Consider the following 21046-nt stretch of genomic DNA (forward strand, 5'->3'; position numbering starts at 1 on the left):
TGGGGCGGGTACATAACCGCATACAACAGCAAGGGAATCTTCCATGACCCCTCCCGCTCGCCGCGACGGCACACCGGATAGAGACAAGGACGACACGTTCTACATCTCCTATGCGAAGCCGGCGAAGAAGCAGAACGTCCGACTGGACAAGCGCCGGGAAGCGGACGGCCGCGAGCCGCACCCGCTCGACGACAACTGGTGGGACGAGCCCGACACCCCCGCAGCAGCACCGAAGAAATCCGGCGGCGAGCGCCTGCAGAAGGTGCTCGCCCAGGCCGGTGTCGCCTCGAGGCGCCACGCCGAAATCATGATCGACCAGGGCCGCGTCGAGGTCAACGGCACCATTGTGTCCCAGCAGGGCCTGCGCGTCGACCCGTCGGTGGACATCATCCGGGTCGACGGCACCCGCATCAACGTCAACGAGGACCTGGAGTACTTCGCGTTCAACAAGCCGCGCGGGGTGCAGTCCACCATGAAGGACGAGATGGACCGCACCTCCGTGGGCAGCTACGTCGCGGAGCGCACCGCCTCCGGCCAGCGCCTCTTCCACGTCGGCCGCCTCGATGCCGACACCGAGGGCCTGCTGCTGCTCACCAACGACGGGGAGCTGGCCAACCGCCTGATGCACCCGCGGTACGGGGTAAAGAAGACTTACATGGCCACGGTCCTCGGTGAGGCAAAGCCCGGCCTGGTCAAGCAGCTCAAGAAGGGCATCGAGCTTGACGACGGCCCCGCCGCCGCCGATTACGTCCAGATCGTCGACGTGCACAACGGCCAATCCATCATCCGCCTCGAGATCCACGAGGGCCGCAAGCACCTGGTGCGTCGCATGCTCAAGGCGGCGGGGTACCCGGTGCAGCGGCTCGTGCGCACCAAGGTCCACACCGTCCAGCTCGGGGACATGAAGCCCGGCTCCATGCGCGCGCTGAACAACGCCGAGCTGACCTCCCTGTTCAAGGCGGTGGAGATGTGATGGAGCTTTCCAATATGCCCGGCAACGGGTTGATTCTCACCGTGGACGGCCCGTCCGGCACCGGCAAATCCACCACCTGCCGCCGGCTGGCCAAGCGCCTGGGCGCCAAATACGTGGACACCGGCGCGATGTACCGCGTGGCCACGCTCGCCGTGCTCCGCGCCGGTTTGGACCCCCGGGACACCGCCGCCGTGATCGAGGCTACCCGTGACCTCCCGCTGACCGTCTCGGACGACCCGGACTCCACGGAGGTGCTTCTCGGCGGGGAGGACGTCTCCGGTGAGATCCGCGGTGCGGACGTGACGCGCTCCGTCTCCGCGGTCTCGGCGATCCCTGAGGTCCGCGAGAACCTCGTCGCGCTGCAGCGCAGACTCGCGGCCGACGCGCACCGCGCCATCGTCGAGGGCCGCGACATCGGCACCGTCGTGCTCGTCGATGCCCCGGCAAAGGCATACCTCACGGCTTCCGCCGAGGTCCGCGCGCAGAGGCGCTACGACCAGGACGTCGCCGCCGGGCGCGACGCCGATTTCCGGACCGTGCTCGCCGACGTTCAACGACGCGACGAGATGGACTCCTCGCGCGCCGTGAGCCCGCTGCGCCCGGCCGAGGACGCGGAGATCATTGACACATCCGACATGGACCGCGATGAGGTGCTCAACGCACTCGTCGCGCTCATCGAGAGGAGCGCCCAGTGAGCGACAACAACGAACAGGAGTACGGCGAGCCGGAGTTCTACGTCACCGGCGGCGGGGAGTACGACGACGCCCAGTTCGATGATTCCGATTTCGATGACACGGAGTACGGTGAGGCCGACTACGGCGAGAGCGACTTCGACAACACGGGGGACTTCTCGGACGAGGACTGGGAGGAGGTCGAGGAGGCCTTCGGCATAGGCGCGTCCGGCCACATTGAGGAGGCCCTGCCCACGGTCTCCATTGTCGGCCGCCCCAACGTGGGCAAATCGACGCTGGTGAACCGGTTCATCGGTCGTCGCGAAGCGGTGGTGGAGGATCACCCCGGTGTGACCCGCGACCGCGTGAGCTACATGGCCGACTGGGGCGGGCGCCGCTTCTGGGTGCAGGACACCGGAGGGTGGGACCCCGACGCAAAGGGCATCCACGGCGCCATCGCGCGCCAATCCGAGGTTGCCATGGAAACCTCCGACGTCATCGTCATGGTGGTGGACTCGCACACCGGTGTGACGGAGACCGACGCCGTGATGGCGCGCAACCTGCAGCGTTCCGATGTACCGGTCATACTGGTGGCCAACAAGTTCGAGTCCGAGTCCCAGTGGGCGGATGTCGCCGAGTTCTACGCGCTCGGCCTCGGTGACCCCTGGCCCGTCTCCGCCCTGCACGGCAGGGGCGGAGCGGATGTGCTCGACGAGATCCTCCGCGTCTTTCCGGAGGTCCCCCGCGCCGCAAACTCGATCACGGACGGCCCCCGGCGTGTGGCGCTGGTGGGCAAACCGAACGTGGGCAAGTCGAGCCTGCTGAACAAGCTGTCCAAGTCCAACCGCTCCGTGGTGGACAACGTCGCCGGCACGACCGTCGACCCCGTCGACGAGCTAATCCAATTGGACCAATCCATGTGGAAGTTCATCGACACCGCCGGCCTGCGCAAGAAGGTGAAGAATGCGCAGGGTCACGAGTACTACGCCAGCCTGCGCACGCGCGGCACGATCGAGGCCGCCGAGGTCTGTGTGGTGCTCATCGACGCCTCCGAGGAGATCTCCGAGCAGGATCAGCGCGTCATCTCGATGGTGCTGGAGGCGGGCAAGGCCATGGTCATCTGCTTCAACAAGTGGGACCTCATGGACGAGGACCGCCGCTACTACTTCGACCGCGAATTCGACGAGATGGTGGGGCACCTGCCGTGGGTGACCAAGCTCAACATCTCCGCCGACACCGGGCGCGGGCTCCACCGCCTCGAGCCCGCCATGACGGAGGCGCTGGAGAACTGGGACAAGCGGATCTCCACCGGCCAGCTGAACAACTGGATGCGCGACGCCATCGCCGCGAACCCGCCGCCCATGAAGAACAACCGCCTGCCCCGCGTGCTGTTCGCCACCATGGTTTCCACCCGCCCGCCGACAATCGTCCTGTTCACCACGGGGTTCCTCGACGCGGGTTACCGCCGCTACCTGGAGCGCAAGTTCCGGGAGACCTTCGGCTACCACGGCACGCCGATCCGCGTCGCGGTGCGCGTGCGCGAGCGGCGCCAGAAGCGCTAACGCAGGTACAGGAAGGCGTCCGTGCGGTAGGGCAGGGGGAGGACCTGCCCCGGCTCGAAGCCGAGGCGGTCGTAGAGGTACCAGGTCAGGTTCGCCGTCATTTTTGCCCGCGTGCTTTCCGACGCACGAAGCCAGTAGGAACGCGTTGCCATGAGGTCGAACAGTGCCTGGGCCGGCGCGGGCTGCAACCACCGCAGACGGCGCTCGGCGGCCAGGCCCCACGGGGGCCGGACGTCGGGGTAGAAGCCCTCGCGCTGCACGTCCCCCGAGTGCATGATGCGGCTGAGCCGCAGAACCCACGGGTGTGAGACGTCGAGGGTGTTCCAGCACAGGAGGAGACCGCCGCCGGGGCGCACCACCCTGTCCGCCTCCGCGCTCGCCCGGGCCGCGTCGACCCAGTGCCATGTCTGGGCGGCGGCGACGGCGTCCACGCTCGCGCTGCGCACCGCGGTCCGCTCCGCGCTCGCCCGCCACACCGGTACACCCGGGCAGTTGCGACGCAGCACCCGCGTCATCTCGGGGGAGGGGTCGCAGGCGAGGACCGTGTGGCCCGATCGCGCGAGGAGGGAAGTGAACTTTCCCGTTCCGGCGCCGAGCTCGAGGACGGTGGAGGGGGCGTCGAGAAGCTCCGCGACCTCGGAGGGGTAGGACGGGCGGGCGACATCGTAGGTGTCCGCGCCGGTGTGGAAGGAACGGGCCGTGTAGAGGCGGTGCTCCGCGTCGCGGAACGCGGGGGTGTCCTTCCTGCTGGGCCTCATGGGGGTTCAATGTAGCAACCCCGGCCGGGGGCGCTGCCCATATGATGGGAACGGTGAGCGAGACGACGAGAAGTGCTGTCCTGGTGGTCTTCAACCCCGTGAAGGTCAACGAGCAGAAGCTCCGCGAGCGCGTCTACGCCCACGCGCCCGAGGGGCGGCGCATCGAATGGGTGCGCACGACCGCCGAGGACGACGGCCAGGAACAGGCCGCCGCAGCGACACGCCCCGGCATCGAGCTGGTGATCGTCGCCGGCGGTGACGGCACCGTCCGGACCATCGCCTCCGCCCTCGCCGGCTCCGGGGTCAGCATGGCGATCGTTCCCTCCGGGACCGGCAACCTCCTGGCCCGCAACCTGGGAATGGATCTGGGGCTGGACGCGTCCGTGCGCCGGGCGTTCACGGGCAACGACCGCAGGGTGGATCTCTGCCACGCCAAGCTGGGCCGGCCCGACGGCACGAACGAGCGCATGGGCTTTGTGGTCATGGCCGGTTTCGGTCTGGACACGGGAATGATCGAACACACCGATGAGCGGCTCAAGAAGCGGATCGGGCCGCTGGCGTACGGCCAGGGGATCTTGCGCTCGCTTATGCGGGGGAGGAGCGTCAAAGTGACCTACACCGTCGACGGCGACAGGATTGCCGAAACCGCCCTGCACACGCTGATCTTCGGCAACTGCGGGTATCTCATCAACGACTTCCCGCTCTTCCCGTCCGCGCGCCCGGACGATGGCGTGATCGATGTCGTGGCAATGGCGCCGCGGGGGTTCATCGGTTGGGTGGCCATCTTCAACCGTCTCGCCGTCAATTCTGCGCGGACGGCGCTGAACTCCTGGCGTGGGGTTCCACCCCGGCCGGCGGAGGAAAAGGCGGGTCAGCGTAGGGTGTCCATCCCGCGCGCGGTCGGGGCCATGGAGTACGCGTGGGGGGAAAGGGTGACCGTGGAAATGGCCTCGCCGCACCCCTTCGAACTGGACGGGGACCCGGTTGGAGTGGTCAACCGCGTCGACCTGGAAATCGAGCCCGGCGCGCTGCTGGTGCGGGTGTAAAACCGGGAGACGAAAAAACAGACCAGACAATGTCCTGAAAACATTCTCTGGCCTGTACGTGGTCGGGCTGACAGGATTTGAACCTGCGACCCCTACACCCCCAGTGTAGTGCGCTACCAAGCTGCGCCACAGCCCGCCTGCCGTCTCCGCCTCTCGGCTTCTCCGGCGACTCGGATAGATTACATGACCTCCCGGTTGAACAGTTAATCCCCAGCTCAGGCGCCGATATTCGGGCGTGGAGGCACGTCATTCACCGCCCGGGTTGGTTCGTCAGCGTAGTCACAACGGTGCTGGAGCCGATGAAACCGTCGATGCGCGAGCGGGTGGCCGCCTCCATCAGCTTCGCTCGCTCCTCATCCGTCAGATGGCCGTAGAGGGAGATCTGCCGGGTGAACGAAGCTTCTCCCGTGTGGGCCACCTCGACCCGGACGTCGTCAAGCTCCATGCCCTTCGCGGCCTCGCGAATGGCCTGCGAACTGGAAACGGCGAGCGCGCTCATGAACAGGCCGGTCGACGTCATCCCCTGGCCCTTGCCGCCGGAGTTCTTGGCGCGGTCGGTGGTGATGGCGCGGTTGGACGTGCGCACGACATCGCCGTAGCGAGTGCCCCGCGCGCTGTACGACACCGCGTTTGTGTCGGTGGTGGGCTCGGGCACGAACTGCGGGTTGATGTACTGGCGGACCCAGGAGCCGATGATGTCGGCGGCCCGTTGGGCGCTGCCCTGGCGGGTGAGCAGGTGGTCCGCCTTATCCAGGGCCATGAGTGACTTCGGGTAGCGGGTGAGCTGGAAGATGCTCTGCGCGTTGTCGATGCCGACCGTTTGGTCGATCGGGGAGTGCAGCAGAAGCAGCGGCTTGCGCAGGCGGGGGAGGTAGGACTCGGGGTTGGTGTCGGCGAGGTCGAGGAGGAACTCGCGGGAGATGACCAGGTCGCGCCCTCCCAGCGTGACGGTCACGGAACCGCTCGCGTCGGCCTCGCCGATCTTGTCGGCGTAGTGGAGGACGGAGTGCGCCGGGTCAAAGGGGGCACCGACGGTGGCGACGGCTTTCAGGGTGCGCTTCAGCTCGGGCCGCGTCGCCGCCCTGAGTGCCGCCGCCCCGCCGAGGGAGTGCCCCATGAGCAGCTGCGGCGCCTGGTAGTTCTCGGCGAGCCACTGGGCCGCGGCGACAATATCGTCGACGTTCTGGCTGAAGGAGGTGTCGCGGAAGTCGCCCTCGGACTGGCCGAGGCCCGGAAAGTCGAAACGCAGCGTGGCGATGCCGTACTCGGTGAGTTTCTTGGAGATCCGCGAGGCGCCGGGCGTGTGCCGCGAGCCCGCGAAGCAGTGGGCGAAGATCGCGTACGCCTCGGCCGGGTGGTCGGGCTGGTCGATCGTGCCGGCCATCATGGTTCCGGTGGAGGACGGAACCTTGACGTTCAGGGAGAGCATGGGGAAGAGGACCTCCTGGGCCATGGGGGAAGGAAACAAAACTCAAGGATATTGCAGGTGCGGGCCTCGCGCCCATACGGCTGCCGTAAAGTTGGGGGACACGCCGCCGCGCGCGGAACGTCAACGGAAGGACATTCGGCAGATGGGTGCTTTTGACTGGTTCTGGAAGGCCATGGGGTCGAGTTCGGAGCGCAACGACAAGGCGTCGAAAAGCATTGTGTCCCAGGCGCACGGCCTGTTCGACCGTTACGGGGCGATGGGCGACGCGGAGCTGGCGGCCGCGGCGCGGGCGACGGTGGCCGGCCAGGGGATCGAGGACAAGCCGGCCTTTCTGGCGATCCTCTCGGTGGCGTCCGCCCGCACGTTGGGGATGACCCCCTTCGAGGTGCAGAACCAGGCAGTTCTGCGTCTGCTCGAGGGTGACGTGATCCAGATGGCCACGGGTGAGGGAAAGACGCTCGTCGGCGCCATGGCGGCCACGGGCTACGCCCTGACAGGCAAACGGGTGCACGTTATCACCGTGAACAACTACCTGGCCCAGCGCGACGCCGAGTGGATGCGTCCCCTCGTTGAATTCTTCGGCCTGAGCGTGGGCGCGGTGACCGAGTCCTCCACCCGCACCGAGAGGGTTTGCGCGTACCGGTGCGATGTCGTGTACGCCCCAGTCGCGGAAATCGGCTTCGATCACTTGCGCGACAACCAGATCACCCGCCGCGACCAGACCGTCCAGGCGCCTGCGGATGTCGCGTTGGTGGACGAGGCCGACAGCGTCCTCGTGGACGAGGCACTGGTCCCGCTCGTCCTCGCCGGTTCGCAGGCGGGTGAGCAGGCCACCGGTCTCATCACCGAAGCCGTCGCGCAGCTGCGGGAGAAGAAGGACTACACCATCGACGCGGAGGGGCGCAACGCCTTCCTCACCGAGGAGGGGGCGCGGCGCGTCGAAAGGCTTCTCGGCATCGACTCCCTCTACTCCGACGAGCACATCGGCACCACCCTCGTGCGCGTCAACCTGGCGCTCCACGCGAAGGCCCTGCTCATCCGGGACATCCATTACATCGTGGACGAGGGCAAGGTTTCGCTTATCGACGCCTCCCGCGGCCGCGTCGCCGAGCTCCAGCGCTGGCCCGACGGCCTGCAGGCGGCGGTGGAGGCGAAGGAGGGCCTCTCCGTCTCGGAGGGGGGCCGGATCCTCGACTCAATCACCCTCCAGGCACTGATGGGCCGCTACCCGCGGGTGTGCGGAATGACCGGCACCGCGGTGGAGGCCACCGACCAGCTGCGCTCCTTCTACGGGCTCCGCGTCTCCGTCATCGACAGGGCACGCGAGCTGCGCCGCTTCGATGAGGCCGACAGGATTTACGCCACCACCCAGGAGAAGAACGACGCGATCGTCGACGAGATCGAGCACCTCCACTCGTCGGGCCAGCCGGTCCTCGTGGGCACCCACGACGTCGCGGAGTCTGAGGCGCTGGCCGCGGCACTGCAGGGGCGCGGCATCAGCGTCAACGTCCTGAACGCGAAGAACGATCAGGAGGAGGCGCGGATCATCGCCGAGGCGGGCGACCTCGGCAGAGTCACCGTCTCCACGCAAATGGCCGGCCGCGGCACCGACATCCGGCTGGGCGGGGCGAACGAGGCGGACAGGGAGGAGGCCGCGGCTCTAGGAGGACTCGCCGTCATCGGCACCGCCCGGCACAGGACCGCCCGTCTGGACAACCAGCTGCGCGGGCGCGCGGGCCGCCAGGGGGACCCCGGCCTGAGCGTGTTCTTCGTCTCCCTCGAGGACGACATCGTGGCAACCGGCGGGGCGGGGGAGAAGGTCACGGCCCGGCCGGGGGCCGATGGGCGGATCACGTCCGAGCGTGTCCAGGGATTCGTGGAGCACTGTCAGCGTGTCACGGAGGGCCAGCTCCTCGAGATTCACTCGCAGACGTGGAAGTACAACAAGCTGCTCGCCGATCACCGCGCCATCGTCGACGAGCGCCGGGATGCCCTCCTCGACACTGACCTCGCGTGGCGCGAGCTGGCGCAGCGCAACCCCGGACGGGCCGCTGAGCTGGAGGGGCCGGGCGGAGTCGACAGGCCCACCCGGGAGCAGGCGGCGCGCGAGATCATGCTTTTTCACCTCGATGACGAGTGGTCCGAGCACCTCGCCCTCATGGATGACGTGAGGGAGTCGATCCACCTGCGCGCCATCGCCCGCGAAACCCCCATCGACGAGTACCACCGCATCGCGGTGCGGGAGTTCAAGGACCTCGCCAACAGGGCGGTGGACCGTGCGGTGGAGACCTTCGCCACGGTGCCCATCGACGCCGAGGGTGCCCACCTCGAGGACGCAGGCTGGAAGCGCCCGAGCGCCACGTGGACCTACATGGTTTCGGACAATCCCCTGTCCGGGGCAGGAAAATCCTTCGTTTCGGGAGTCGTGAACATGTTCCGCTGAGCGGCGCGGGCGGGATGTGGGCCCCGCGGCCGCGGCGTATGCTGCGGTTTGGCCGCTAAGCGAGCGCCTGAGTCCCCGACGGCGGGGGCCAGCCGCTACTATGGCTAACAGTTGATTTGAAATCCCTCGACAGCGTCAGGAGAAATTCATGAGCGAGAACACTGGTACGCCGGAGACTCAAGTAGAAACCACTTCGGTGTTCCGTGCGGACCTGCTGAAGGAAATGGAGTCCGGTGCAGCCGCCTCCGACGCGGCGGGTGGGGCCGACAACCTTCCCGAGGGTGCCGCGCTCCTCGTGGTCAAGCGCGGGCCGAACGCTGGCGCGCGTTTCCTGCTCGACCAGGAAACCACCACCGCCGGGCGCCACCCGGAGGCCGACATCTTTCTGGATGACGTCACTGTCTCCCGCCGTCACGCCGAGTTTCGCCGCAACGAGGGTGGCTTCGAGGTCGTCGACGTGGGTTCCCTGAACGGAACGTATGTCAACCGCGAGCCGCGCAACTCCCAGGCGCTGTCCACCGGTGATGAGATCCAGATCGGCAAGTTCCGCCTCGTCTTCCTGGCCGACGAGAAGTAACGGACGCCCCGGCCCGACGTCGTGAGGAAAACCCGCTAAATTTCCCGCCGCGTTGGGCTAAACTTTTCCCGTCAGCCGCCGGTGCGGTCATCCCTTTACAGAGAAAACCCGAGCAAACATCGTGAGCGCAATTCGAAAGACCTCCCCGCAGCCCGCCTCCCGCGCGGGTTCCAAAGCAGGTGCCAAGACCATGTCAATTGGCGTCGTTCTGAACCGGTTGCGGGAGGAGTTCCCGGATGTCACGGTCTCCAAGATCCGTTTTCTCGAGTCCGAGGGCTTGATCACCCCGCAACGAACCGCTTCCGGCTACCGGCGTTTCACCGAGGAGGATGTGGAGCGTCTGCGCTACATCCTGGTCACCCAGCGCGACAATTACCTCCCCCTCAAGGTCATCCGCGAGCAGCTTGACGCGATGGACTCCGGCCACGTCACGGCCATCATGTCCGCAACGCACGCGGAACCGATCGTTTCCCCGGAGGCCTTCCGCGCCCCCGCGGTCACCCGCATGACGGATACGGACCTGGCCGAGCAGGCCAACACGGACCAGGACACGGTGGACCAACTCGTCTCAGCCGGGTTGCTCACTCCCGACGCGTCGGGGCACTTCAGCGCGGACGATGTGCGGGTGGTCACCACCGCTGTCGCTCTCACCGAGTTCGGTCTGGACATTCGCCACCTGAAGTCCCTGCGCACCACCGCCGGGCGTCAGGCCGACCTGATCTCGCAGGTCACTGAGCCTGTGGCGAAGTCCCGCACGGCGAGCGCGACCCAGAAGGCGGAGGAGATCGGGCACCAGATGACCGCCCTCGTTGTCTCCCTGCACGCCGATTTGGTCAAGAACGAGCTGCGGAACCGGCTGGGCAGCTAAAGGATGGTTCCCGTCTCCCTGGTCGGGGTCTACGCCATCGGTCCCGAGAACTTCCTCTGCGCTCTTCTTCACTGGGAGGAGAAGGGCCGTTTTGTTCCGGTCTGGCTTCCTCCTCTGGAGGGCACTCAGCTCCTGGCGCGGCTCAACGGCTGGTCGCCTTCGCGCCCCACCACCCAAGACCTCCTCGCCGACGTGATCACCGAGTCGGCCCAGGGGGTGCAGTCGGTGGAAATATCGGGTTACGTCAATGGCACCTTCATGGCGACGGTCACGATGGAGGACGGCTCCGAACTGGACGCCCGGGCCTCCGACGCGCTGGCTTTGGCCGTCATCCTGGACATCGCCGTCGAGATGGACGAGTCGGTCGTTGCGCAGGCGGGGCTGTGGATCTCGCCGGCGGACGCGAAGCAGTATTTCGACCTGGATATCGCGGAGGCGGAGGAGGACACCGCTGGCTCCGACCCCGCCGCGGACACCGCTTTCGCGCAGCTCATGCGCGATCTCGGCGTGGAGGAGAGCGAGCTCATGGACCCCGATGAGGGGGAGCCGGGGGATCTCGACTAAATCTGAACTAAAGGTTTAGAGTTCGGCGTGTTGCCGCGTGCGGGTCTTGACCCCGGCCTATGCTTGGCATTTAATAAGCACTAGCGCGCACCGCAAAACTTCATGGGAGTAATTACGTGAGCATCCACACCCCCCAGGACACCACCTCCGAGGCAGCAGTCCAGGAGACGCTATTCGATGTCGGACCCTCGGACGAGGTCGGCTACCGCGTGCCCATCGCCTGCCAGGTGGCGGGCATCACCTACCGTCAGCTGGACTACTGGGCCCGCACCAACCTGGTCCGCCCCTCCATCCGCGGCGCCCGCGGCTCCGGATCCCAGCGCCTCTACTCCTTCAAGGACATCCTCGTCCTCAAGATCGTCAAGGGCCTGCTGGACACCGGGATCTCGCTCCAGAACATCCGTCTGGCCGTCGACAAGCTGCGCGACCGCGGAGTCAACGACATCGCCGAGATCACCCTGGTGTCCGACGGGACCACTGTGTACGAGTGCCGCAGTAACGAGGAGATCATCGATCTGCTCGGCGGCGGGCAGGGCGTGTTCGGCATCGCCGTGCCCCAGATCATGCGCGATCTGACGGGCACAATCTCTGCCTTCCCCGCCGAGCGCGTGGCGGAGGAGGCCCCGATGGACAACGTCATCGGCCTGGACGAGCTGGCAGCACGCCGCCGCAAGACCTCCTGACGCCCGGCATACCCCAGCCCCGGCCCCGAGTGGGCCGGGGCTTTGCCGCGTTCTAGTCCTGCGTGCCGACGGCCGAGGTCACCGCTTCACCCACTTTGCCCCCGTCGGCAGCCACCGCCTCGGAGGCCGCAACCCTACGCAGCGCGGGATCCTCCTGATCCGGGCCGACGTGGACCACGGACACGGTCACATCGCTGCCGGTGGCATTCTTGAGGGCGTTCGCGTAATCGTCGTCCGCTCCGCCGTCCGCGGTTCCCGTGGTGATCACCACGACGCGCACGGGCGAACCAGCCGAGCGGGCGTAATCCACTGCGGCGGACACGGCCTCGCGGGTGCGGGGCTGGCCGCCGGTGAGGAAGCGTCCCGCCGCCGCTGCGACCTCGTCGGCGTTGGGGGTCAGCGCGACGTTTTCCCGGTAACCGCGGGTGACACCGGGGGAGAGCGGCGAAGAGTAGTTCCACAGTCCGACGCGGTGGCCCTCGGCGGCGACCCGCCGCGCCGCTGCGCCGATGGCGTCGGAGGCCTGGGGCAGGTACGGAGCCATCGCATCAGAGGTATCCAAAAGGAACAGGGTGTCCGAGACCGCGCCGGACGAGGCGGCCGCAGAGCCCGTGTCCCGTGTCAGCTCCGTTCCGCCGGACGGGGTCGCCGCTGCCCAGACGAGCTCCGAGATGGTCGGCTGGGACGCGGCGTTGCCGTCGAAGTGGTCGGCGGAGTAACGCGCGAAGTCCTGACCCGCCCGCGACTGATCCTCCGAGATCCCCGTCCCCTGGTTGAGAGGAATGGCGGCGTGTACGACGGAGGCTCCGAACCCGGTGAACCCGAGACCTTCCGGGGCGGCATCGCGGGTGGTGGCGGCGTAGCGCGCGCCGCCGGTGGCGTTCTCGACATCGCGCACGTGGGCCACGCGGTGCTCGGTCAGCGCGGTGACCGCATCCCGGTCATTGCCGGCGAGCAGGGAGGCGACGAGGGCCGAGGCGGAGGGTTCCTCGTCGACGGGGTAGACCACGGATTCGGGGGAGATCTGCTCCCTGGCGGCGGGAGCGTCGCGTCCCGTCACCCCGACCTCCTGCGCCGCTGCCGGGGAGGGGTCGGAGACCGCGGCGGTGCGGTTCGCCTGCGCGAGCTGCTGGTGCGAGACCGGCGTGTTCGGCGCAACGTAGACGGCGGCTTGGCTGAGCGAGTCAACGTACACCGGCTTGACGCAGAAGTCGCGCACGACGGGGTTTGAGCCGGCGTAGGCGTCGATGAGCGCGCGGGCCACCTGCTCGTCGGCGCCGCTGACGGGGAGCTCGAGGTCACCGGAGACGCAGGTGGCGGCCTGCTGCCCGCCGGAGCCCCTGTCGGGCCTCTCGGCGGCGAACCACACCCCTGCCGCCACCGCTACGACTGCGGCGGTGAGCGCGGCTATCGCACCGGTGGACAGGGAGTAGTTGTTTGTGCCGCTGGAGTGCCGACCCATGCAGAGACCACCTCTAAAACCTCAGGAATTTACCTGGGGGTCATCTTATCCGCCGCAAGCTCATCCAAGAGGGCGACAAGCCGGGCGCGCAACGGCGCGGCATCCCGCTCCAGCTCACGCTGCCGCCGCACGTACTCGGCCTTGCCCTCGGGTGTCTCCACGGCCACGACCCCAAAGCCGAGGGCGGTGCAGTCGTAGGGGGAGGCCTCCATGTCCAACCGGCGCGCGCGGGTCGCGAGTTCGAAACAGTCGAGGAGGAGGTCACCGGGTACGACCGGGCCCATCTTCGCGGCCCACTTGTACAGGTCCATGCTGACGTGCACGCACCCGGGCTGGTCATTGCCGGCCTGGGTGGCGCGGGAGAGCACCCTCGCGTTGAGGGGCCTGGCCGCCGGCGTGAAGAAGCGGTACGCGTCGAAGTGGCTGCATCTGATGGGGTGGCCATCCACCACCTCGTTCGTGCCGTCCACTCCGAGACGCAGCGGCAACCCGTGGCGCGGCTCCTCCGTCCGGTAGACCATGGCCCACTCGTGCAGGCCGAAGCAGCCGAAGTGGGGGCGGGCACCGCTTATCGACGTCAGGAGCACACGCACCTCCTCCATGGCCGCGCCGCGCCTGGTGAGGAAGGATTCCACGTCGAGGCGCGCGGTGCCCCGGCTGTCCACGGTGTAGTGGCGCATCCCGGTGACGGGGGAGGCGGGGGTGCGGGCGGCATCGAGGAGCTCCGTGCCCAGCCCGGGGTGCCAGCGCGCGAGGTGGCTCGGGCGCAGGCGGTAGTAGTCGAAGAGGAAGTCCCACACCGGGTGCGTCTCCCCGGCGCTGCGGCGGCGGAGGTGGGGGTCGATCCAGGCGTGGGCGCGCGCCTCGTGCTGCGCCTGAGCCGCCTCCCACTCCCCGCGCGTCAGGCTGACGGCCACGCTAGGCACCCTCGTGCGTCCAGTCGGAAACTGTGCCCACGTACTCCTCGATGATGTCCTCGAGGGCCAGGACACCAACGAGCTCGCCTTCGTCGCGCACCTGGGCCATGTGGGCGGACCGGCGGTGCATCGAGGTGAGCGCGTCGTCGAGGCTGCCGGCACCGTCGACGATGCTCAGGGCGCGGATGCGGGAGCTCGGGATCAGGGGGTCCGCCGCCTCCTGCTCGGGCCCCATCAGATCGAGGATGTCCTTGACGTGGAGGTAGCCGACCAGCACCCCCGCGGAGCGTTCGACGGGGAAGCGGGAGAAACCGGTTTCCCGGACCGCCTCCTCGATCACGGACAGGGGGATGCCGCGCCCGGAGTAGGGGATTGTCTTCACCTTGTCCAGGGGGATCATCACCTCTTTCAGGCTGCGCGAGTCGGAGCGCAGTGCCTTGGCCAGGCGCACGGTCTCCTCGGCGTCGAGAAGGCCCTCCTCCCTGGACTCCTGGATCATGGTGGCGAGCTGCTCCTGGTCCACCGTGGATTCGAGCTCGTCGCGCTGCTCGATGCCGAAGGCGTGGAGGGTGGTGCGCGCCGTCCAGTTGAGGAACTCGATGAACGGGCGGGTCGCTTTCACCCACAGCGTCATCGCGGGGGTGAGCCAGAGGGCCAGGGACTCCGGCCCGGCGATGGCGATGTTCTTGGGCACCATCTCTCCGAAGAGGATGTGCAGGTAGGAGATGAGGCCCAGGGCGATGACGAAGGAGACGGGGTGGAGGAGGTTTTCGGGCACGCCGAGCATCTCGAAGGGCTCCTCGACGAAGTGCGCGATGGCGGGCTCGGCGACCTTTCCCAGCACCAGGGAGGCGATGGTGATGCCGAACTGCGCGCCGGCGAGGTAGATGGAGAGGTGTTCGATGGCCTTGATGACGCCCGTGGCCTCCCTCTTTCCCTGCGCCAGGAGCGACTCGAGTCGGTCGCGGCGCGAGGAGATGAGGGCGAATTCGCAGGCGACGAAGAAGGCGTTCGCCCCGAGCAGCGCCACGATCAGGAGAGCGGTGAGCAGGATGTCCATCATGCGCGTGCGTCCTTTGCTGCTGCGTCGGCTGCGGGGGCCGCGGTGTTGCGCGGTACCGGTGTGAGAATGACGCTGTCCACGCGGCGCTCGTCCATCACGGCCACGCGCGCCAGCCAGCGGCCCGCGTTTCCCGCGCCGAAGTCCTCCTGGAAGTCACCGCTGCCCTCGGGAAGGAGAACCTTGTCGCCCACGCGGGGGATGCGTCCGAGGGTGGACATGATCAGCCCGCCAAGCGTTTCGTAGGGGCCCTCGGGCGCCGTGTACGAGGTCCGCGCGCTCACGTCGTCCAGGCGCACGAGGCCGGAGATTTCCCAGGAGTTGCCGAAACGCTGGAAATCCCGCTCGGATTCACGGTCGTCGTACTCGTCGTACACCTCGCCCAGGATCTCCTCGACCACGTCCTCGATGGTGACCAGGCCCTGGGTTCCGCCGTACTCGTCCGCGACGAGCACAACCTGGGAACCCGCCGAGCGCACGCGGTTCAAAACGGAGTCGCCGTCGAGGGTGCCGGGGACGAACGGCACCGGCCGGGCCAGCTCGGCCAGGCGGGTGGAGGGGCGCAGCTCGGCAGCCACGGAGAAGGCATCCTTGATGTGCACGACACCGATCGTGTCGTCCAAATCGCCTCGGCGGACGGGGAAGCGGGAGTGTCCCGTCTCGTGCGCCATGGCGATGAGGTCCTGGACCGTGTCCTCGGCGTCGAGCGAGTCGATCTTCGACCGCGGCGTCATCACCTCCTCCGCGGTGGTCTCGCCGAACTGGAGGGAGCGGTCGATGACGCGGGCGGTTTCCGCGTCCAGCCCGCCGGCCTCGGCGGAGTTGCGCACCATCGCCCCGAGCTCCTGGCCGGAGCGCGCGGACGCGAGCTCGTCGGCGGGCTCGAAGCCGAGCTTGCGCACGAACCAGTTCGCCGAGGTGTTGAGCGACTTGATGAACCACTTGAACACCGTGTTGAACGCATTCACGGGGGGAACGACCAGGCGCGCGGTGCCCAGGGGCTCGGTGATCGCCGCGTTCTTGGGCACGAGCTCACCGAAGACCATGGAGAGGAATGTCGCGATAATGAGCGCGAGGATGAGTGCCACAGTCCGCGAGGCGGACGCGCCCAACCCCGCGAGCTCGAGCAGCGGGGTAAAGAACGTGCCGAGCACGGGCTCGGCGAGAAATCCGGCAGCCAGCGTGGTCAGGGTGATGCCGAGCTGGGCGCCGGAGAGGACGAAGGACAGGCTCGCGTGATCGCGCGCAACCGCCCGGGCGGTCTTGTCACCCTTCTGGCGGACGTGCGCCTCGACCGTCGAGCGTTCCAGGCCGGTCATGGCGAATTCGACGGCCACGAACAGGCCGGTGGACGCTGTCAGGAGGACGAACCCGAGCAGCGCGACGATCGATATGACTATGTCCATCTCTTCCGGGACGCCGCGTTACCGCGGGCGGGGGCTAGCGTCCGTTACTCCTTCTCTGTCGGCGACCCGCGGAGGGGCGGCCACTGCGGCTACGGGGGGCAGCGTTGCTCCGTGCCCCTTGCGCACCCCTGGCAGCTTTCGCGCCACCGGCCGGCGACTGCTGGCCGGGAGGTGACAGGGGGCTGCCCGAGGGTTGGCGTGCCCCCGTGATCTTAGCCAACGCGTCCGACTCCGGCGTGACGCGAACCGTTTTCGCCTCCACTCCGGCCTTGCGCAGCAGCTGCGCGACCTCCTTCTCCTGCTCGTCAAGCGCCAGCGTGACCACGGTGCCGGAAGTGCCGGCGCGCGCCGTGCGCCCGGCGCGGTGCAGGTATGCCTTGTGCTCGGCCGGCGGGTCGACGTGGACCACCAGGGAGACGTCATCGATGTCGATGCCACGCGCGGCAATGTCGGTGGCCACGAGCACGGGCGTGGTGCCGTCGGAGAATCCCTCGAGTGCGCGGGTGCGGGCACCCTGTCCCTTGTCGCCGTGCAGGCCCTGCGCGTTGACGCCGACGCGGCGCAGCTTCTTCACCTGGCGGTCGACGCCGTGCTTGGTGCGCATGAACATGATGGTCCTGCCCTCGCGCGCCCCGATGCGCAGGACGGTGTCGTTGCGCTCGTCGCGGCCCCCCACGTGCAGCACGTAGTGCTCCATCGTGTCCACGGAGGCCTCCACGGGAGCGGTGGAGTGGGTGACGGGATTGTTCATGTAGGCCGAAACAAGCTTTTCGACGTCACCGTCCAGCGTCGCCGAAAACAGCAGCGTCTGCCCGCCTCGGGGCACGCGGTTGAGCAGCTTGCGCACCTGGGGGAGGAAACCCATGTCCGCCATCTGGTCCGCCTCGTCGAGCGCGACGATCTCCACCGCATCAAGGTGGAGCTTCTTCTGGTTGATCAGGTCCTCGGCCCGGCCCGGGGTGGCCACCAGGAGATCGACGGGCGCGGCGAGGGAGCGGATGTGGTGGTTGATGTTCACCCCGCCCACGACGTCGAGCACCCGCAGCCCCAGGGCGGCGGCGGGGTCGTCGAGACGCTCGCGGATCTGCGCCGCCAGCTCGCGCGTCGGCGCGAGCACGAGGGCGCGCGGGTGCCCGGGCCGTGACGGCGCGCCCGCCAGCCGGGTGAGCATGGGCAACCCGAACGTAAAGGTCTTGCCGGAACCGGTGGGGCCGCGCCCGAGGACGTCCCGGCCCTCCAGCGCGTCGGGGATGGCCGCCTCCTGAATGGGGAAGGCATCGGTGATCCCCTGCCTGCCCAGGACGTTGACGATTGGCTGGGGCAGGCCGAGCTCGGCGAATGAAGTCATTTGTCGCAGTCTACCCCCGCCGCGGCCCAGGGAGGAACCAGCGCGCCGCGGCGGACGTCGGCAAGCCTGCTAGTAGCCGAGCTCCTCGCGGTCGCCGGACCACGCCGTGTGGAAGGTGCCCTCCATGTCGACGCGCTTGTAGGTGTGGGCGCCGAAGTAGTCCCTCTGGCCCTGGATCAGCGCGGCGGGAAGGCGCGGGGAGCGGAGGGAGTCGTAGTAGGACAGGGAGGAGGCGAAGACGGGGACTGGAAGACCGAGCTGCGTAGCGACGACGACCACGCGGCGCCACGAATCCACGAGGGTGTCCAACTCACCCTTGAAATAGGGATCAAGAAGCAGCGTGGGAAGGGTGGGCTCCTTCTCGTATGCCTCGGTGATCCGGTCGAGGAACTTCGCGCGGATGATGCAGCCGCCGCGCCAGATGCGGGAAAGATCGCCTGGTCGGATGTCCCAGCCGTGCTCCATCGAACCGGCGTTGATCTCGTCGAATCCCTGGGCGTAGGCCACCAGCTTGGAGGCGTAGAGGGCGCGGCGGACATCCTCGAGGAAGGATGCGGGGTCGACTCCCAGGTCGGCGAGGGTGGTCAGTGTGCCGGACGGCAGGGGCTCCTCCTGCACCGCCTGGCGCTGGGCCAGGGCGGAGGACAGGGCGCGGGCGAAGACAGCCTCGCCGATACCGGTGACGGGAACACCCAGGTCCAGCGCCTCCTTGACCGTCCAGCGGCCGGTACCCTTCTGACCTGCGGCGTCGACGATGATGTCGATGAACGGCTTGCCCGTGCGACGGTCCTTCTGGCGCAGCACCTCGGCAGTGATCTCGATGAGGTAAGAGTCGAGGTCGCCGCGGTTCCACTCGGCAAACTCATCGGCGATCTGCTCGGGCGCCAACCCCGCCGCGTAGCGCATCAGGTGGTAGGCCTCGCTGATGACCTGCATATCGGCGTACTCGATGCCGTTGTGCACCATCTTGACAAAGTGCCCGGCGCCGTCGGGTCCGATGTGGGTCACGCACGGAACTCCGTCGACCTTGGCGGAGATGTCCTCCAGGAGGGGCCCGAGGGTCTCCCAGGTCTCAGCCGGTCCTCCGGGCATGATCGACGGGCCGTTGAGCGCGCCCTCTTCACCGCCGGAGATACCGGCGCCGACAAAGTGCAGGCCCCGGGCGGAGATTTCGCGCTCGCGGCGGATGGTGTCGGTGAACAGGGCGTTGCCACCGTCGATGATGATGTCACCCTCGTCCATGGCGTCTGCGAGCTGGGCGATCACGGCATCGGTGGCGGGCCCGGCCTGGACCATGATGATCGCCTTGCGGGGCCGTTCGAGGGAGGCGACGAAGTCCTCGATCGTCTCGGAGGAGACGAACGCACCCTCGGACCCGTGCTGCCCCATGAACGCGCGGGTCTTCTCCGGGGAGCGGTTGTACACCGCCACGGTGTGGCCCTTGGAGGCGAAGTTGCGCGCCAGGTTCGACCCCATCACGGCCATGCCGACGACACCGATCTGGGCTGGGGGAGTAGCGGAAAAATCTCCAGAAGTCATGGTCCTCATAGTACGCACGGGCCCCGGGCGGCCACATTGGCCGCCGATTCCCGCGCCGTGGCCCGGGACCGCGCGTAAACTTTCCCGGCATGAAGCACCGACTCGGAAGTGAAATCCTGGAGGAACCCCTGACCGCGGAGGAGCTCGACCAGCTCCGGGCCGCCGACACCGGCCTCTCGCACACCCTCGGTATCGTGCTCACCTACGTGGCACGCGACAGGGTGGAGGGCTACGTCGAGATCGGCCCCCAACACCACCAGCCCATGGGGCTGACAAACGGGGGCCTCTACTGCAGCGTGGGGGAAACCCTCGGCTCGATGGCCGCCGTTGCGGCGTCCGGTGCCCCGGCAGTGGGAATGAGCAACTGCACTGATTTCTTGCGCGGGGTCAGCCAGGGCAGGCTCAACGCGGTGGCCAAACCGGTCCACCTCGGTTCCACGACCCACCTGTGGCGCATCGAAATGAAGGCGGAGGGGAACCTCGTGGCCACCACGAACCTGAAGCTGATGATCCTCAAGCCGCGATAGGCGTGTGCCCTAGAGCCAGTGGTTTCGCCGGAACCACAGGTACATCGCGCCCGTGACCACGACCATGAGGAGCAGCACCGCGGGGTAGCCCCACTTCCAGCCGAGCTCGGGCATGTACTCGAAGTTCATGCCGTAAATGCCCGCGATCATGGTGGGGGCCGCAGCCATGCCGACCACGGCCGAGATCGTGCGCATGTCGCTGTTCTGCTGCATCGAGACCTTGGCCACCGAGGCGTCCAAGAGCGAGGAGAGCCGCTCGTCGAAGCCGGAGACGTGGTCGCTGACGATCATCGCGTTGTCCTGCACGTCGCGAATGTAGGAGCGCAGCGTCTTGCGCAGCATGTCCTTGTTGTTAAGCAGCCCGTTGCGCAGCGCCGGCCCGAGGGGATCGATGGCGTGGCGCATCTCGAGCACCTCACGTTTGTACATGTAGATCTTGTCGATGTTGATCGACCGGCGCGGCGTGAACACCTCGTTTTCGAGGTCGTCGACGTCCCGGCTCAGGGCCTGGGCGACGCGGAGGTAGTTGTCCACCACGTAGTCCGAGATCTTCCACGCCACGGCGGGCGGCCCCAGGATGGCCAGCTCCTCGTCCTCCTCCAGCTGCGCGGAAAGGTCGGGGAGCGGTGCCTTGTGGCGGATGGTGATGGCGAATTTCGGCCCGATGACAATCTGCACCTCACCGGTGGAAATGATCTCGCGGGCGTCAAGGACTTCCTCGTCATCGCGGTAGTAGACCGACCGTACGACCATGAACAGCTGGTCGTCGTAGCGCTCGACCTTGGGGCGCTGGTGGGCGTCGATGATGTCGTCGACGATCAGCTCGTGCAGGTCGAAAATCTCCCGGAGCCGCTCCATTTGAGCGTTTGTCGGTTCCCTCAGGGACAGCCAGACGAAAGCGTTGTCGTGCTGGCGGGCGATTTCGAGGGAGTGGGTGATCCGGGCCTCGCCCGGAAGGCGCTTCCCGTCCACGAAGACGCGGCAAAAGTCGGTGGAGCGCTCGATGGGGACGGGCACCGTGGGGGCTGTGGACTCCGCGGGTCGCTTGATGCGCTGACGCGGCAGCGGGATGAGTGGCGGCATGATGGTGTGCCCTCCTTCCGTCCGAGCTTGGGGGTTAGCGCCCCGATCGGGGCAGGCAAGCGTGAAGACCATGGAAATACTACGCCCCTTTCCCTCCCTCGCCGCAAAAAGCGGGTTGGGGCGGAAAGGG

19 protein-coding genes and 1 tRNA gene are annotated in these 21046 nt (G+C 67.6%); 10 read left to right on the forward strand and 10 right to left on the reverse strand.

Annotated elements, in window-relative coordinates:
• Window positions 1-43 precede the first annotated feature (43 nt).
• Genes B3611_RS02650 through der form a run of 3 tightly spaced genes read left to right on the forward strand, consistent with a single transcriptional unit; the run spans window position 44 to window position 3206 of the window.
• On the forward strand, window positions 44-973 hold the full coding sequence (locus B3611_RS02650) for a pseudouridine synthase (protein WP_291313530.1): 930 nt from the start codon (window positions 44-46) through the stop codon (window positions 971-973).
• Window positions 973-1668 carry a (d)CMP kinase gene (gene cmk, locus B3611_RS02655; protein ID WP_291313794.1) on the forward strand — a complete coding sequence of 232 codons (696 nt, stop codon included), beginning with the start codon at window positions 973-975 and terminating at the stop codon, window positions 1666-1668. The genes B3611_RS02650 and cmk overlap by 1 nt, the downstream gene beginning before the upstream one ends.
• Window positions 1665-3206 carry a ribosome biogenesis GTPase Der gene (der, locus tag B3611_RS02660; RefSeq protein ID WP_291313531.1) on the forward strand — a complete coding sequence of 514 codons (1542 nt, stop codon included), beginning with the start codon at window positions 1665-1667 and terminating at the stop codon, window positions 3204-3206. Before cmk ends, der begins: the two co-directional genes overlap by 4 nt.
• Here the strand turns inward: der and B3611_RS02665 are convergent.
• Window positions 3203-3964, reverse strand: coding sequence for a class I SAM-dependent methyltransferase (locus tag B3611_RS02665; RefSeq protein WP_291313532.1), 762 nt, complete (start codon window positions 3962-3964; stop codon window positions 3203-3205). The genes der and B3611_RS02665 overlap by 4 nt on opposite strands.
• Before the next feature lie 53 nt (window positions 3965-4017).
• On the opposite strand from B3611_RS02665, the gene B3611_RS02670 reads away from it, so the two are divergent.
• Window positions 4018-5010, forward strand: a complete 993-nt coding sequence (locus B3611_RS02670; RefSeq protein ID WP_291313533.1) for a diacylglycerol/lipid kinase family protein — start codon at window positions 4018-4020, stop codon at window positions 5008-5010.
• 59 nt (window positions 5011-5069) lie between these two features.
• On the opposite strand, the gene B3611_RS02675 is transcribed toward B3611_RS02670, so the two are convergent.
• Together B3611_RS02675 and B3611_RS02680 are read right to left on the reverse strand one after the other, a co-directional pair.
• Window positions 5070-5146, reverse strand: a tRNA-Pro gene (locus B3611_RS02675).
• 114 nt (window positions 5147-5260) lie between these two features.
• Window positions 5261-6439 (reverse strand): alpha/beta fold hydrolase, encoded by a 1179-nt coding sequence (locus B3611_RS02680; protein ID WP_291313795.1) that lies wholly within the window; start codon window positions 6437-6439, stop codon window positions 5261-5263.
• Window positions 6440-6581: 142 nt separating this feature from the next.
• Here B3611_RS02680 and secA2 point away from each other — a divergent pair, with 142 nt between their 5' ends.
• From secA2 to B3611_RS02705, 5 genes are all read left to right on the forward strand, one after another.
• A complete protein-coding gene (gene secA2, locus B3611_RS02685) occupies window positions 6582-8882 on the forward strand; it encodes an accessory Sec system translocase SecA2 (RefSeq protein WP_291313534.1) in 2301 nt (766 codons plus the stop codon).
• Between the two features lie 148 nt (window positions 8883-9030).
• Window positions 9031-9459 (forward strand): oxoglutarate dehydrogenase inhibitor Odhl, encoded by a 429-nt coding sequence (gene odhI, locus B3611_RS02690; protein WP_291313535.1) that lies wholly within the window; start codon window positions 9031-9033, stop codon window positions 9457-9459.
• Window positions 9460-9580: 121 nt separating this feature from the next.
• Window positions 9581-10327: a MerR family transcriptional regulator gene (locus B3611_RS02695; protein ID WP_291313536.1), complete on the forward strand. Its 747-nt coding sequence runs from the start codon at window positions 9581-9583 to the stop codon at window positions 10325-10327.
• A 3-nt stretch (window positions 10328-10330) separates the two neighbouring features.
• Window positions 10331-10891 (forward strand): bifunctional nuclease family protein, encoded by a 561-nt coding sequence (locus tag B3611_RS02700; protein WP_291313537.1) that lies wholly within the window; start codon window positions 10331-10333, stop codon window positions 10889-10891.
• A 122-nt stretch (window positions 10892-11013) separates the two neighbouring features.
• Complete coding sequence (locus B3611_RS02705; RefSeq protein ID WP_291313796.1) at window positions 11014-11574, forward strand: MerR family transcriptional regulator; 561 nt, start codon at window positions 11014-11016, stop codon at window positions 11572-11574.
• Between the two features lie 52 nt (window positions 11575-11626).
• Here B3611_RS02705 and B3611_RS02710 read toward each other — a convergent pair whose 3' ends face one another.
• The 6 genes from B3611_RS02710 to gndA form a co-directional block, all read right to left on the reverse strand.
• Entirely contained in the window at window positions 11627-13036 is a 1410-nt protein-coding gene (locus B3611_RS02710) for a vWA domain-containing protein (RefSeq protein ID WP_291313538.1), read from the reverse strand.
• 29 nt (window positions 13037-13065) lie between these two features.
• The gene (locus tag B3611_RS02715; protein ID WP_291313539.1) at window positions 13066-13953 is read right to left on the reverse strand and encodes a 3-methyladenine DNA glycosylase; all 888 of its coding nucleotides are present in this window, start codon (window positions 13951-13953) and stop codon (window positions 13066-13068) included.
• Window position 13954: 1 nt separating this feature from the next.
• A complete protein-coding gene (locus B3611_RS02720) occupies window positions 13955-15013 on the reverse strand; it encodes a hemolysin family protein (RefSeq protein WP_291313797.1) in 1059 nt (352 codons plus the stop codon).
• On the reverse strand, window positions 15013-16419 hold the full coding sequence (locus B3611_RS02725; protein WP_291313540.1) for a hemolysin family protein: 1407 nt from the start codon (window positions 16417-16419) through the stop codon (window positions 15013-15015). Before B3611_RS02725 ends, B3611_RS02720 begins: the two co-directional genes overlap by 1 nt.
• A gap of 34 nt (window positions 16420-16453) precedes the next feature.
• Entirely contained in the window at window positions 16454-17767 is a 1314-nt protein-coding gene (locus B3611_RS02730; RefSeq protein WP_291313541.1) for a DEAD/DEAH box helicase, read from the reverse strand.
• A gap of 69 nt (window positions 17768-17836) precedes the next feature.
• Window positions 17837-19315, reverse strand: coding sequence for an NADP-dependent phosphogluconate dehydrogenase (gene gndA, locus B3611_RS02735; RefSeq protein ID WP_291313542.1), 1479 nt, complete (start codon window positions 19313-19315; stop codon window positions 17837-17839).
• Window positions 19316-19395: 80 nt separating this feature from the next.
• On the opposite strand from gndA, the gene B3611_RS02740 reads away from it, so the two are divergent.
• Complete coding sequence (locus B3611_RS02740) at window positions 19396-19833, forward strand: PaaI family thioesterase (RefSeq protein WP_291313543.1); 438 nt, start codon at window positions 19396-19398, stop codon at window positions 19831-19833.
• Window positions 19834-19842: 9 nt separating this feature from the next.
• On the opposite strand, the gene corA is transcribed toward B3611_RS02740, so the two are convergent.
• Window positions 19843-20916 carry a magnesium/cobalt transporter CorA gene (gene corA / locus B3611_RS02745; protein WP_291313544.1) on the reverse strand — a complete coding sequence of 358 codons (1074 nt, stop codon included), beginning with the start codon at window positions 20914-20916 and terminating at the stop codon, window positions 19843-19845.
• Window positions 20917-21046 lie beyond the last annotated feature (130 nt).

Origin of the sequence: Corynebacterium sp. UBA2622 (assembly GCF_002339505.1) — a bacterium.
Classification (GTDB): domain Bacteria; phylum Actinomycetota; class Actinomycetes; order Mycobacteriales; family Mycobacteriaceae; genus Corynebacterium.